The sequence below is a fragment of the Sporofaciens sp. JLR.KK001 genome (assembly GCF_036941055.1).
Classification (GTDB): domain Bacteria; phylum Bacillota; class Clostridia; order Lachnospirales; family Lachnospiraceae; genus Sporofaciens.
Genome location: NZ_JAYMNO010000001.1, coordinates 1,324,096 through 1,337,235, shown reverse-complemented (window position 1 = coordinate 1,337,235; position 13,140 = coordinate 1,324,096). Strand labels below are relative to the sequence as shown.

The 13,140-nt window shown below is 44.4% G+C and carries 13 protein-coding genes and 1 pseudogene; 2 read left to right on the top strand and 12 right to left on the bottom strand.

The annotated features are described in order from the left end of the window. Positions 1-14 precede the first annotated feature (14 nt). A pseudogene (locus VSQ62_RS07255) lies at positions 15-1,871 on the top strand (VapE domain-containing protein). Between the two features lie 385 nt (positions 1,872-2,256). Here the strand turns inward: VSQ62_RS07255 and VSQ62_RS07250 are convergent. The 3 genes from VSQ62_RS07250 to VSQ62_RS07240 form a co-directional block, all read right to left on the bottom strand. Beyond that, positions 2,257-2,430 carry a hypothetical protein gene (locus tag VSQ62_RS07250; protein ID WP_334634015.1) on the bottom strand — a complete coding sequence of 58 codons (174 nt, stop codon included), beginning with the start codon at positions 2,428-2,430 and terminating at the stop codon, positions 2,257-2,259. A gap of 2 nt (positions 2,431-2,432) precedes the next feature. Then, complete coding sequence (locus tag VSQ62_RS07245) at positions 2,433-2,909, bottom strand: type II toxin-antitoxin system VapC family toxin (RefSeq protein ID WP_334634014.1); 477 nt, start codon at positions 2,907-2,909, stop codon at positions 2,433-2,435. Positions 2,910-2,999: 90 nt separating this feature from the next. After that, positions 3,000-3,311 (bottom strand): helix-turn-helix domain-containing protein, encoded by a 312-nt coding sequence (locus VSQ62_RS07240; protein ID WP_334634013.1) that lies wholly within the window; start codon positions 3,309-3,311, stop codon positions 3,000-3,002. A 150-nt stretch (positions 3,312-3,461) separates the two neighbouring features. Between VSQ62_RS07240 and VSQ62_RS07235 the strand changes: the two genes are divergently transcribed. Beyond that, entirely contained in the window at positions 3,462-3,827 is a 366-nt protein-coding gene (locus VSQ62_RS07235) for a hypothetical protein (RefSeq protein WP_334634012.1), read from the top strand. A 90-nt stretch (positions 3,828-3,917) separates the two neighbouring features. On the opposite strand, the gene tnpA is transcribed toward VSQ62_RS07235, so the two are convergent. From tnpA to purM, 9 genes are all read right to left on the bottom strand, one after another. Beyond that, on the bottom strand, positions 3,918-4,352 hold the full coding sequence (gene tnpA, locus VSQ62_RS07230; protein ID WP_334632532.1) for an IS200/IS605 family transposase: 435 nt from the start codon (positions 4,350-4,352) through the stop codon (positions 3,918-3,920). Between the two features lie 231 nt (positions 4,353-4,583). Next, the gene (locus VSQ62_RS07225) at positions 4,584-6,050 is read right to left on the bottom strand and encodes an alpha-glucosidase/alpha-galactosidase (protein ID WP_334634011.1); all 1,467 of its coding nucleotides are present in this window, start codon (positions 6,048-6,050) and stop codon (positions 4,584-4,586) included. Between the two features lie 192 nt (positions 6,051-6,242). Further along, on the bottom strand, positions 6,243-7,079 hold the full coding sequence (locus VSQ62_RS07220) for a hypothetical protein (protein WP_334634010.1): 837 nt from the start codon (positions 7,077-7,079) through the stop codon (positions 6,243-6,245). A gap of 10 nt (positions 7,080-7,089) precedes the next feature. After that, positions 7,090-8,166, bottom strand: a complete 1,077-nt coding sequence (locus tag VSQ62_RS07215; RefSeq protein WP_334634009.1) for an AAA family ATPase — start codon at positions 8,164-8,166, stop codon at positions 7,090-7,092. After that, entirely contained in the window at positions 8,160-9,323 is a 1,164-nt protein-coding gene (locus VSQ62_RS07210) for a DUF262 domain-containing protein (RefSeq protein WP_334634007.1), read from the bottom strand. The genes VSQ62_RS07215 and VSQ62_RS07210 overlap by 7 nt, the downstream gene beginning before the upstream one ends. Before the next feature lie 28 nt (positions 9,324-9,351). Further along, positions 9,352-10,623: a phosphoribosylamine--glycine ligase gene (gene purD / locus VSQ62_RS07205; RefSeq protein WP_334634005.1), complete on the bottom strand. Its 1,272-nt coding sequence runs from the start codon at positions 10,621-10,623 to the stop codon at positions 9,352-9,354. 25 nt (positions 10,624-10,648) lie between these two features. Next, positions 10,649-11,440, bottom strand: coding sequence for a hypothetical protein (locus tag VSQ62_RS07200; protein WP_334634004.1), 792 nt, complete (start codon positions 11,438-11,440; stop codon positions 10,649-10,651). 11 nt (positions 11,441-11,451) lie between these two features. After that, the gene (purN, locus tag VSQ62_RS07195) at positions 11,452-12,078 is read right to left on the bottom strand and encodes a phosphoribosylglycinamide formyltransferase (RefSeq protein ID WP_334634003.1); all 627 of its coding nucleotides are present in this window, start codon (positions 12,076-12,078) and stop codon (positions 11,452-11,454) included. Next, entirely contained in the window at positions 12,072-13,097 is a 1,026-nt protein-coding gene (purM, locus tag VSQ62_RS07190; protein ID WP_334634001.1) for a phosphoribosylformylglycinamidine cyclo-ligase, read from the bottom strand. Before purM ends, purN begins: the two co-directional genes overlap by 7 nt. Positions 13,098-13,140: the final 43 nt, after the last annotated feature.

Here is a 13,140-nt window from a genome sequence, read left to right as displayed (position 1 = left end):
CCAGCAGGAATCATATGAAACGCAAGAATGGACAGGCACCACGCCCCAAGTATCATCTGATATTTCCGACACATATATTGGAATCCGCATCTGAATATTATGCAAAGAAACTGGTGTCCATGTTTCCGCAATTATATTTTGATTCTGCTGTAACAGGGGCGGCACAGTTAAATTTCGGGGTAGAAAATCCCGTTGTATCGTATGTAGATGGGAAAACAAACTTAACGGAGTATATTTTATCCAATCATCAGGAAATACCTCTGCAAACGCCAGATACAAAGCCAAAAGATACTGCCGTCATCCCACAGGGACAGAGGAACAACACTTTACACAAGTTTGCACTATCTGTTCTTACAAAATATGGTGTGACAGACGCTGTATATAATCTGTATCTGAAAGAATCACAGAAATGCTCTCCATTATTGGCAGAAAAAGAGGCACAGTCAATATGGAATGAAGCAATAAACTATTATAACGATACGATAAAAGTACAGCCTGACTATATAGAGCCGTCTATATATCAAAAAGCTTCATTAATAACCCAATGGGAAATACCACCTGTAAATCCTGTTGCAGTTCAGCAATTATACAGTATAGATAAAAGAGACAGAAAATTCACCATTACAGTCACCAGGCTGATTTTAGAAGCGATTGGAGTTACAATAAAATTCAATGATATGAACAGACGGACGGAAATTAATGGAATACCTGAAAAATACGGACAGGATGATCTGAACAATCTTTTAGCCACATTTGTATATGACATTGCGTATAAACTGTCATTTAAAAAAGTGATCTTAAAGATTGCATATGAAAATCTTCATGTAATATCTATGGAAAATCATTATCACCCTGTAACGACACTTCTGCATGAGAGGTCATGGGATCATGTGGACAGGTTTCCAGTAGTCTATGAAATATTAGGCATTACCGATAAGAATTACCAGTCCCTTATAAGGAAATGGACCATACAAACAATTGCTGTCCTCTTTAATTCTGACGATACGCCTGTTACCGCAGAGGGAGTGCTTGTGTTACAGGGAAAACAAGGTATCGGAAAGACACAGTTTTTCAGACATCTTGCAATTAAGGACAGCTTCTTTAAGGGCGGAGCTACTTTGGATATGACAAATAAGGACAGCCTAATGTCAGCTACGAAAGTATGGATATGCGAGCTGTGAGAGATAGACAGCACTACGAAAAAAGAGCAGTCAGCGCTCAAAGCCTTTCTTACAGAACAGACAGACCGTTATCGGGAACCATACGCACGCTGTGAAACGGTTCGTCCCCGCAGAACCTCTTTTTGCGGAACTGTAAACCCACAGGATTATTTGCGGGACGAAACCGGAAACCGCCGATTTGGGACGATACCCATTGAGAAGATAGACTTAAAAAGAATTTTTGAACTCTCCCCTGAATGGTACGCACAGTTTTGGAGACAAATACTCACCATATACAAAAGAAACCCGAAAGGATATCTTCTTACAGAGAACGAAAAGGATTTCATCAATCGTAATAACCAACAATATGAACAACTGCTCTTTGGCGAAGATGAATTTCTGACTTGTGCAGACTTCCAAACCGACAAAGCGTTATGGAAATGGCAGACAGCGGCTGAAATCGCAAAGGCTCTCAATGAAGAGTTTAGAAGCCTTCATATTTCAAGTGCAAGAATCGGTAAGTTACTTGGCAGAATTGAGGAACGGGAACATATCGTATTTGAAAGGAAAGCAGTAAAAGGCAAACGCCTCATACTATGTCCTCCAATAACAAAAACAGCAACCAATAATACCTGTCAGATTTCTGATTTACCAGAATACAGATTCCGTTCTCTACAGATTTTGTCCGACGAAGAATCCGTAAGCTTCTAAACTCAAAAACGTTCGCTGGACATTTTTATTGTATGCTTGGCAACTGATATAGGGTGCAGGGTGTAAGATACGTTATATATAAATGATAAAAAATCAGTATGAGGTTATACTATATTTGATATACTACCTCACCTCTTACACCCTGCACCCTTTCCTGAATAAATTCTTATTGTATTTCATAAACAGATTCTCCTTACATAAATTCTGTAATAACTGACAAAACAAGTATATGAAAATGTATCCAATAAACTCCAAGTCAGATGTTTTGCTGTAACTGATATACGAACAGTTTTCGTTACTTAAACAGCATGAAAAGATACAACTCTCACTTATTTTATCCTCATACTTATGTAAGGTTTTTTCATAGGTATTTTTTGTTAAACTCTTACACCTTTTGTAACCTACTTTCTTCAATTTCCTTTAAAAACGCGCGCCCTTTCTGATTATAATAGTCTATCCGTTCCTGGGCGGTCATATCTTTTGTGACAAAGTAATTGTATTCACGCAATTTATGAATATCTTCAATTGTAAAATTGGGGCTTAGAATCGGTTTTTCCATAATCATTCCTCACTTTCTAATAATACGGACGGATTCAAAATTTCAATCGGTCTGTATCCTTTCAAATTTGTAATTGCACGTACTCCGCGAATTGTTTTGATATTAACTATATGCTTAAAGTTCCATGAGATAATACAATCACACTCGTTCACAACAGCCGCCCCGATATGCTGACAATCATCATAACTTTTTTGCGTCAAAATTCCCATATCTATGATTTGTTGTGCAACCTCCGCGGCATCATTAGAAATATCAAGGGTCGTAAACGAAATCTCTCCTAAATACTCCCTTAATCGGCTTCTTTTTGGTTCGGGACAGGCTGATATTTCTTCTAATGTAACCGTAGACACATATACCTCATAAATCCCCTTACGGAACAACTCCCATAACTGTAACGTATCAGCCATTTTTGCAGGAACGTCCTCTTGCATCAAATGACTAACAACAGATGTGTCTAAATATACTTTTAATCTTCGCATGGTTATCTCTCCTTACTTACAGTATAATATAAGATCGTAAAATCCTCAATGATTACTGTTCACTCCGTTCATAGCAACATTTAATTTTCTTTATTCTATGCTAATTCCAAGCAGGATATTTACCGCTTTTTGTAATTCCTTTTTCTCTCTGTATGCCTGTATAATCTTCCACTCTGTATCACTCAATTCCTCTTTCGACAGCTTAACACCTAATAATGAACTTGGAGAAACCTTTAAGGCATAGCAAATTTCAGCAAGCATATCGGCGTCCGGTCTGTTAATTCCCTGTTCCCAATTTGAAACACGTCCATTACTGACGCCAAGCTGCTCTGCCAGTTGTTTCTGACTTATTCCAAGCTCCTCTCTGTATTTACGGATTCGATTTCCGATTTCGTATTTCATATATTCACCGCCTTTTGACTAATTATACATTCAAAACTTTACAAAGGCAATTTCAAATCAAGATATTCTTGATATTCCGTTGACAAAAACAGATTATCTGTGATATTATGGATTAAAATCAAGAAATCCTTGATAGAAAGAAGTGATAATATGAAAGTTTACGAAAAAGTCCGGGAGTATATTGTTGATAACGGATACAAATTAGAGCAGATGAATGTTGCACTGGTATGTGAATATCTGCGGAATGTAGGACACGATATACCCAAACCAGACAGACATATTTGCAGGATTCTAAGCAATGAGTATCTTGCGTTTTCAGATAAAAAGGAAGTAACGCATTTTGAAGCGTTCGACATTATAGTGGAGCTATCAAAAATGACAGGGAAATCAGCCGCAGAAGTAGATTATATTCTTTGGTCTTATTGTGCAGATGGGTATGGGGAAGTCTGTACTGCAAAAAAGGCAAAAGGCAAAATATGTAAAGTAAAAAAATACTGTAAAAAGAAAGGAAACTGAACCACTACCGGCTAAAGCCGGTAGGTTCGATTTGCTGCTAAAGCAGCCTGAAGTTGTCCGTGCTCTTCTTTATGCTTTTGTACTTTAATTTTATCCAATCTCGAAGTTATCTGATTTGTTTTTCTCCTGCAAATCCTGGTTTTTGATATACTCTCTGATGATTTCATCCGTCACATTTCCACTACTTGCCACAAAATATCCTCTTGCCCACAAATGCTGTCCCCAGAATTGCTTATTCAAATCCTTATATTCCATTTGCAACTTTCTGGATGTATTCCCTTTGATATATTGTACCAATTTGCTTGCAGACAAGTGCGGTGGAGCAGATACCAGCATATGGATATGGTCTGCTCCTACATGCCCTGCCAAAATTTCCACATCATTACTTTGACAGATGATTCGGATCAGTTCTCTTGTCCGTATTGCTATCTTCCCTGTAATCACAGGTTTCCTGTACTTTGTAATCCACACCAAATGATACTTAATGTCATACGTACAATGTGACGATTTTCTATAATGCTGCATATTCTTCACCTCAAGTTTAGTATCTCTATTTTTTCCCTTTTCTAAACTTGAAGATATAGGGTTGACCTAAAGGTTTCGCCTTAAGGCGAGGGTTTTAACCCCATTATACAGACAATAAACTGATTGAACGTATTGATATTACCAAAGAAAGGCTGGTTGTCCGTTTTTAAATCAGCTTAGACGAGTTTCTGCCCCAGTCCCGAATCAGTAATAACGAAGTGGTACCGATATCTACACCGTAATCTTCCTCTTCTCATGCTCTGCCGCGACTTCTTCCACTGATTTTTCCTTCAGTCTTACCGCGCCCTTGTATCCTTCCTTCGTCGGGATCAGATCGCCTTTTGCAAGATTCTCCTTCGCCTGGGTAATGGCTTCCTGATACTGCGGCAGCCATTCCTCCTGAGCTACCAGCATCTCATCTATCATCTGCCAGATCTCCGGCGGATTACATACCGCACCTGTCAAAGGATCCATAAGCGCAGCCTGTTTTAGCAGGTTCACATCCCCATGTACCGCGGCCTCCACGGCAAGCTTCTGCACCCATATGGACTGAGAACATACCGCCGCACACCCCAGAGGCAGATCTCCTACCTTCGGTACGCTGATGCCGTTGCCGTCCACATAACAAGGAACCTCGACTACCGACTCATCCGGCAAATTGGTTATACATCCCTCGTTCATCATATTGAAGTGTCCGCGGTACTTCCTTCCAGTCTCAAGCGATTCGATAATATAAGAAGCATGCTCCTTCCCTCTCTCGGATCCGTCTAATTTCTTCGGCTCTTCTGCAAGGATCTTCGGGAATTCTGTCTCGAACCAGTTTCTCTCTTCTCTGGTGACACGGAGATAACCGGCAGTCTCTCCATTGATCCAGTTGTCCAGATTAATCCAGTCCTTGATCTCATCCGGACGTTTCCTGTACCAGGATACATATTCAGAGAGATGTCCGTTCGACTCCGTCGAATAATACCCAAACCGTTTCAGTACATCAATACGCACCTTCTCTTCTTCAGAGAATTTCTCATGCTTCAAGAATCCGGGCAGAATCTTATCCAGCATATCCTCTCCGTGATGCTTCACTGATATGTACCAGGTCTGATGATTGATCCCGGCACATACGATATCCAGCTCCTCCCTTGGAATTCCTAATACTTCCGCAATCTGCATCTCCCCGTGGATCTCCCCGTGGCACAGACCTATCGTCTTCACCCCGCCGTATTTGTTGCATGCCCATGTTGCCATTGCATTCGGATTAGAGTAGTTAAGCATGATGGCCCCCGGCTCTGCCACTTCCCTGATATCCTTACAGAAGTCAAGCATTGCAGCGATCACCCTCTGTCCATACATGATACCGCCTGTACATAAGGTATCCCCGACACACTGATCCACACCGTATTTCAACGGAATCTCAACATCTGTCTCGAATCCCTCCAGGCCCCCGATACGCACGCAGTTAACAATATAGCGCGCATCCTTGAACGCCTCTCTTCGATCCGTAGTCGCCTGGATCTTCACCGGAATCCCGTTCGCGTCCAAGTCCCTCTGACAGAGCGCCCGAGTCTTCTCCAAGTTGTCACCGTTGATGTCCGTAAACGCAATATCAGCCTTCTGCAATTCCGGCACAGACATAATGTCTGTAAATAATGTTCTCGCAAATACAAGGCTTCCTGCTCCGATAAATGCAATCTTAAAACTCATAACCATACCTCCTGATTCAATATGGTTCTATTATAAGCTTCTTTCCGATATCATGTGTAAAGTATTGAAGCTCAACAGACAAAATGCAAGATATTACCGCATTTTATTTTACGGCGCTCTTCACATCCACATAATTGTATCCCTCAAAACTATCCGCCAATCTGCAGCCCCCGTATATTTCTAATTGTTCAATTAACCAGTATCACTCAAGCTGTGATCCCGCTCTATCGATAATATGTAAAAATACTCTTTCTCTCTATATCCGAAGCACCTGATCTGAGAATGCTTCCCACAGCGGAATTTAGCAATCTGTTTGTCTGCAAATTCCGTATATATAAAATAGTTCTTCTTATTTGATGATGGTTTGTAGCTCTTATAGCAATAAAAATTATCCTTCAAAATCTCTGTCCACGGTTCTGTCTCAAATCGATCCAATGCTTCTCGAAGATCCTCTATCTCTGCCTTCTGCAAAGCCAGTACACTTTCCATCCCAGCATCCAGATAATCTGTTCGTATCTTACCTTCACCGTAACTTAATTTCAAGTATTCGTAGATATTTATTTCTCTATACTGCAATAACAAATCAAGCAAATACCTGGTTGTAACTGCAGATATAACCGGTACTGTCCCACCTTTATAAGATATCTGCAATGTCTTATCCTGATAATCAGAGTGCGGGAATGAGATCACATCCGTCTTCCGCCTGGCGGCCTCCTGCAGCGAATCCTCAGAATCCGTTGATTCCACATCCCAAAACGGAGGATCCATAACCAGAGAAGAAAGCTCTCTTTTCCATCTCTTTACTTCATCCCGCTGCAAAGGATCAACCTTCCCTTTACGGTTCTGCAAATCTAAAATCGTCATATCTCTTGTAATCTTTCTGGTATATAAAGAACTATGCTTCAGCAAATAAACCCTATGCTGTCTGAGAATCTTAAGATTTCTGCTCATATCCGGTAATACCTGATAGAAATCATCCTGATCCTCGAACTGACCGGCCAGTGATTTCTCATTAAGTAATAACTCCATCTATATTCCCTCACATCCCAAGCAGCTCATCCAGATCATCATCAAACTGATCGAAGAGCCCATACGGATGATTCTCTTCCGCACCTTCCTGATTCAGTCTGATCTTGTATAATTCTGTCTGCATCGCAGTATCTAATTCCAGAAAATAAACAGCAACATTATCCTTTAAAAGACGCCTTTTCTTTATACACTTTCTGACACCGTTGTAAATATGGTCACTATGCGTCTCCAATATCACTTGTAAACCGTGATTCGAAATATATGCAAGGAATTCTACAAACCGGGATTGTGCTCTTGGATGCAGATGTATTTCCGGATTTTCAATAACCAATACGTCTTCCGCTTTACAAGACAATGCTGCTATAACCAATGCTGCTATATACGTAACTCCGGTTCCTACATTTCCTGCTCTATAATAGCGATTATTTTGTGAATTCGAATACATGGCTATTACTTGGTCCACATCTGTTACTATATCTGTTTGAATATGAAATCCCAGCAGATAATCCAACCAATAATTCACCTGATTATTCAGGCTCATCCCCACCGTTTCCGAATCATATGCAAAAGCGCTCTCTGGGATCGGCTCCTGACCATACATCCCCAAAAATGAATACGCATATTCTCCATGGTTTCCGATTTCACGCGGTTTTTCTATATTCAGATCATAAGCCTTTTTCACGCCGATACGGTCCGCCGACAGATATACCACATTATGCGCCGATACATAATCATTCACACCTTCCTCAGAGCGCAGCATCTGCGCTGCTGCAGTAAAACTGTCCCCTGAAACCAGTCGCATTACCGAGGCACTCGTTGTAGTCCCTTTCTTCACATCCATTTCAAAGAGAATCTCTTTATTCCCTTTTACATGATTCCTGATATCGGCAAATTTCCCCAACACTACATATTCACTGTCTGTTTCCTTTTGAGTGTGCTGCTTCTGCATCTGGACCATATATAGAAATGCCTGAATAATCGATGACTTCCCCGCTGAATTCACTCCGGACAACAATGTAAACATCCCCAGATCCAATTCGGCTCTGTCAATACTTTTGAATCCGTCCACCAGTATTCTGCTTACCATCCTATCAACTCCTCATATTTATCTGTCACCATCTGGAATCTTTCATCCACATGTATCTTACTATCTACATTATAGGTCAAAGCAGTCAAAAATACACTGTCTTCCAACATTTCATCTATTGCCGTCTGAATTTCTTCCGGTTCGATCTCTTCTTCTCCCTCCGCCAATAACGCAAAGAAATAAAACAGACTTTCAAATAAAGTCATACTGACTGGCCGGCGGCGGCCGCTGTCTGTTGGGATGCGGAATGCATCTTCTCCCCGAATATGATAAGCCATATCCATTACCTCACAGAACAATTCTTCCAGTTCCCTAAGCCCTTCCACACTCATTCGGTTTAATTGTTCCATGGTCTTGCCCAGGAACTCTTCTATGTCGCTCCTGTACCTTACTTTCTCACCATTCTTTTTTAACAGCTGTCTGTTTCTCCAGAAATAAAAGCCTATTGCACGCAATATAATGTACTTATCTTTCATATGGACAGGACTGATCGAATACCCCGTAGCGGCTCTGAATTCTTCTCTTTCTGCCAATCGATTCAATAATCTTGTAGACCGCCCCTGATACAGCGCATTGCGCATCTCCTGGTTGTTCAGAGGAGTACCGCCTCTATTTACTCTGTCAAATATATCAAAACGCACTCTGTCAGGAGTCGGATATTTGATGATCTGCAAGATCAGCTGAAAATCTTCGATTGCAGACGCAAATCTGCGCATTTCTTTATCATCCTCTAAATCGCCGAATCTGTAACCATTCAATTCAGTCAGAATATTCAACCCTTTCAATGCAAATTTATTATCCATATAGTCGAAAAAGGTCGTAAGTCTCTGCCTTCCATCTACGATCACAAGAGTCCCCTGCATTGTCTCGGCCAGATAGATCAGAGGAAGGGGAATACCCATGATAACAGATTCAATCAACTCCGATTTCTGTTTTGTCTTCCACACATAATTCCTCTGGAAATCCGGATCCAGACAAATAGCTCCTCTGTCATAACGGCGCTTTATCTCAAAGATCGAAAATTGCTGCCTGTCAATTTTTATGTTGACAATCGGATATACCGATCTCCCGGCTTCCGTATTCATTCCATCATATCTTATTGTCCCGGCATCATCCACGCCGTCATCTTCTTCGATTTCCGCACTCCAGTTTTTCATCACCCAACTCCTGCATACTTGTCAATTCTTATGCCTCATCGATCGCCTTCCCGATATCATGGCGCATGTATTTGTTATCGAACTTCACCCACTCCGTCGCCGCGTAGGCATTGGCCCTGGCTTCCTTAAGGTCCTTCCCCTTCGCCGTAACTCCTAGCACGCGGCCTCCGTTGGTCACGATCTGCTCTCCGTCAAATTTAGTCCCGGCATGGAAGCAGTAATACCCTTCATGCTTCCCAAACTCCTCCAACCCGCTGATCGGAAGTCCCTTATCATACGCCACCGGATATCCCTCGCTTGCAAGCACCACACACACGGCCGCATTGTCTTCGAACTGCAGATCCACCTGGTCAAGCGTGCCGTCCACACACGCCTCTACGACCTCGATGATGTCGTTCTTCATCCTTGGCAGCACCACCTGCGCCTCCGGATCACCGAATCTTGCATTGTATTCCAACACCTTGGGACCTTCCTTTGTCAGCATCAGGCCAAAGAAGATCACACCCTTGAACGGCCTGCCTTCTGCCTTCATAGCATCTACCGTCGCCTGATAAATATATTTGTTGCAGAAGTCCTCTACTTCCCTGGTATAGAACGGACTTGGAGAGAACGTTCCCATCCCGCCCGTGTTAAGCCCGGTGTCTCCATCCCCTGCACGCTTGTGATCCTGCGCGGACGTCATGGTCTTGATAGTATTGCCGTCCACGAAGGAGAGTACGGACACTTCACGGCCGGTCATGAATTCTTCGATCACCATCTCATTGCCCGCATCTCCGAATTTCTTATCCAGCATGATGGTCTTGACGCCTTCCTTCGCCTCCTCAAGCGTGCTGCAGATCAGTACGCCCTTCCCAAGCGCCAGCCCGTCCGCTTTGAGAACGATCGGGAACTTCGCCGTCTCAAGATACGCAAGCGCCTTATCCGGATCGGTGAAATTCTCATACGCCGCCGTCGGAATGTTGTATTTCTTCATCAGATCCTTAGAGAATGCCTTGGACCCCTCCAGGATCGCCGCATTCTTTCTTGGGCCGAACGTGCGGATCCCCGCCGCCTCAAGCTCATCCACCAAACCGCCGACTAACGGGTCATCCATCCCTACGATCACAAGATCTATCTCCTTCTCCTTCGCGAACGCAACGATCTTATCGAATTCCATCGCACCGATAGGCGCACACTCGGCGTACTCAGCAATCCCTGCATTCCCCGGCGTACAGTAGATCTTGTCCGCCTTCTCGCTCTTTGAGACGCAGTATGCGATCGCGTGCTCTCTTCCGCCGCTTCCGACAATTAATACCTTCATATTCTACCTCCTGTCATATATCCAATCAATAACTCTGCATCGCAGCCACAAGCGCGTCCTTCTGCGGCGCCGCTTCAGCAGAATAACCCACAGACATCACAAACACATATCCATCTACCAGACGCAGATACTGGTCCATATGCATCTCTCCGACCGAAGCATCGTAAACCATCTTCTCATGGACGCAGCGGTAAGTCTCACCGCCGATCGTCTCTTCCGTAATCCCCTCAAAGGTCAGCCCCAGACTATCTGTGATATCCCGCTCTATACTCTTCTGCATCAGATTCAGGTACTGGTCTATCGTCATGCTGTTGAAGACCTTCTCAATCCCTATATTGACCGTCACACTGCCGGAATCTTCTACCGCCCCCAGTACATACCGCACATTCCCGTAATCCTGGGCATTCTCAAGTCTCTCCTGCCCTTCTTCTGTCATGAACTCATCTGCCGCAATATCCTGCGCATACCCCAGTTCATCTCCGGACAGCATAATATAATTCTCAGGCAGCTCCATCCTTAAATTGAACCACTCGTTGGTATAAGAATTCCCGTCAAGTGAACCGTACATTGTCTGGTCTTCTTCTCCGGAAGCGTCGTCCGTATCATCAACGTCCGTTCCATCCGTTTCTTCCGGCTCTGTTATCTCTTCCTCTTCCGGCTCATCTTCCGGCCACGAATAATCTTCGGCGCCCCGGACCAACGGCTTCTGTGTACTATACCTGTGCACCGCTGTAACCAACAACCTGGCAGACGTCGCGATACCCGCTACTCCGCAGATGACTGCAGCCACCACCAATACCTTATTCCAATGCTTCATCTTCGTTCTCCTTACTGACTCACAATAGCTTTCCCCGCCCGTACTGTCACTTTTCCATTCGCGATCAGATCAATGGCCCGGGGCAGTATCTTCCACTCTGCCTGCTCCATCACGCGCTTCTGCAGAATCTCCGGTGTATCATCTAGCTCCACCTCCACTGCCTTCTGAAGGATGATGGGACCCGTATCCGTCCCCTCATCTACAAAATGCACGGTCGCCCCCACAACCTTCACACCGCGCGAAAGGGCCGCCTCATGCACCTTAAGCCCGTAGAACCCCGTACCGCAGAATGACGGGATCAGAGACGGATGAATGTTGATGATCCGATTCCTGTATTTCGAGATCATAGCCGGAGGGATCACAACGAGGAAGCCCGCAAGTACGATAAGGTCCGGCTTCCATTCATCTACTGCTTCGATAAACTTCTCATTAAATTCTTCTCTAGACGCATAATCCTTCGGCGAGATACACCGATTGGCAATCCCATGGTCTCTGGCTCTTAACAGGGCATAGGCATTCTTATTGTTGCTGATCACTCCGGTAATCCTGGTATTGGTAATACTGCCGGATTCCACCGCGTCGATGATCGCCTGTAGATTCGTTCCTCCACCGGATACAAGTACCACTACATCTAGCATAATGTAACTCCTTTATCTCCTGCTTCTACACGGCCTACCACATATGGCTGCTCACCTGCCGTCCGTATCGCCTCCATTGCCTGATCCGCATCGGCCGGATCAACCGCGATGACCATTCCGAGTCCCATATTGAAGGTATTGTACATCATCTCTTCTGCAATATCCCCCTTCTTCGCCAGAAGATCAAAGATCGCAGGAACCTCATAGCTGTCCTTCTTGATCACCGCCCTTGCGCCCTTTGGCAGCATCCGCGGGATATTCTCATAGAAGCCGCCGCCCGTGATATGGCTGCAGCCCTTGACAGTCACACCGCTGTCCTTCACACTCTTCAACGCCCTGACGTAGATCTTCGTAGGCTCAAGCAGCGCCTCGCCAAGCGTCTTCCCCAGTTCATCATAATATGTATCCAGCGATTCCTTCGTCATCTCGAATACCTTGCGCACAAGCGAGAAACCATTGCTGTGGACACCGCTTGACGCCATGCCGATCAACACATCGCCCGGTCTGATATTCTCACCGCTGATGATCTCCTTCTTATCTGCCACTCCGACCGCGAATCCCGCCAGGTCATACTCATCCTCCGGCATAAGTCCCGGATGCTCCGCAGTCTCTCCGCCTACCAGCGCACAGCCGGACTGCTTACAGCCCTCTGCCACGCCGCTCACGATAGACGCGATCTTCTCAGGATAATTCTTGCCGCAAGCGATATAATCCAGGAAAAATAAAGGCTCGCCGCCCGAACATGCGATATCGTTGACACACATGGCAACCGCGTCGATACCGATGGTATCATGCTTGTCCATCAGGAACGCAAGCTTCACCTTGGTTCCGCATCCGTCTGTCCCGGACAGAAGGACCGGCTCGTCCATCTTCTTGATCCCGCTTAAGTCAAATGCTCCTGCAAATCCTCCGAGACCGCCCAGCACCTCCGGGCGCATCGTCTCCTTCACATGCTTCTTCATCAATTCTACTGATCTGTATCCGGCTTCGATATCCACTCCGGCTTTCTTATAATCCATACGCTCTACCTCTCCTCATCTTGAGTCTGTTTCCTAATATCAT

Coding starts and splice junctions, on each gene's coding strand:
- VSQ62_RS07250 (WP_334634015.1), bottom strand. CDS start 2,430: ATGGAAAAACCGATTCTAAGCCCCAATTTTACAATTGAAGATATTCAT.
- VSQ62_RS07245 (WP_334634014.1), bottom strand. CDS start 2,909: ATGCGAAGATTAAAAGTATATTTAGACACATCTGTTGTTAGTCATTTG.
- VSQ62_RS07240 (WP_334634013.1), bottom strand. CDS start 3,311: ATGAAATACGAAATCGGAAATCGAATCCGTAAATACAGAGAGGAGCTT.
- VSQ62_RS07235 (WP_334634012.1), top strand. CDS start 3,462: ATGAAAGTTTACGAAAAAGTCCGGGAGTATATTGTTGATAACGGATAC.
- tnpA (WP_334632532.1), bottom strand. CDS start 4,352: ATGCAGCATTATAGAAAATCGTCACATTGTACGTATGACATTAAGTAT.
- VSQ62_RS07225 (WP_334634011.1), bottom strand. CDS start 6,050: ATGAGTTTTAAGATTGCATTTATCGGAGCAGGAAGCCTTGTATTTGCG.
- VSQ62_RS07220 (WP_334634010.1), bottom strand. CDS start 7,079: ATGGAGTTATTACTTAATGAGAAATCACTGGCCGGTCAGTTCGAGGAT.
- VSQ62_RS07215 (WP_334634009.1), bottom strand. CDS start 8,166: ATGGTAAGCAGAATACTGGTGGACGGATTCAAAAGTATTGACAGAGCC.
- VSQ62_RS07210 (WP_334634007.1), bottom strand. CDS start 9,323: ATGAAAAACTGGAGTGCGGAAATCGAAGAAGATGACGGCGTGGATGAT.
- purD (WP_334634005.1), bottom strand. CDS start 10,623: ATGAAGGTATTAATTGTCGGAAGCGGCGGAAGAGAGCACGCGATCGCA.
- VSQ62_RS07200 (WP_334634004.1), bottom strand. CDS start 11,440: ATGAAGCATTGGAATAAGGTATTGGTGGTGGCTGCAGTCATCTGCGGA.
- purN (WP_334634003.1), bottom strand. CDS start 12,078: ATGCTAGATGTAGTGGTACTTGTATCCGGTGGAGGAACGAATCTACAG.
- purM (WP_334634001.1), bottom strand. CDS start 13,097: ATGGATTATAAGAAAGCCGGAGTGGATATCGAAGCCGGATACAGATCA.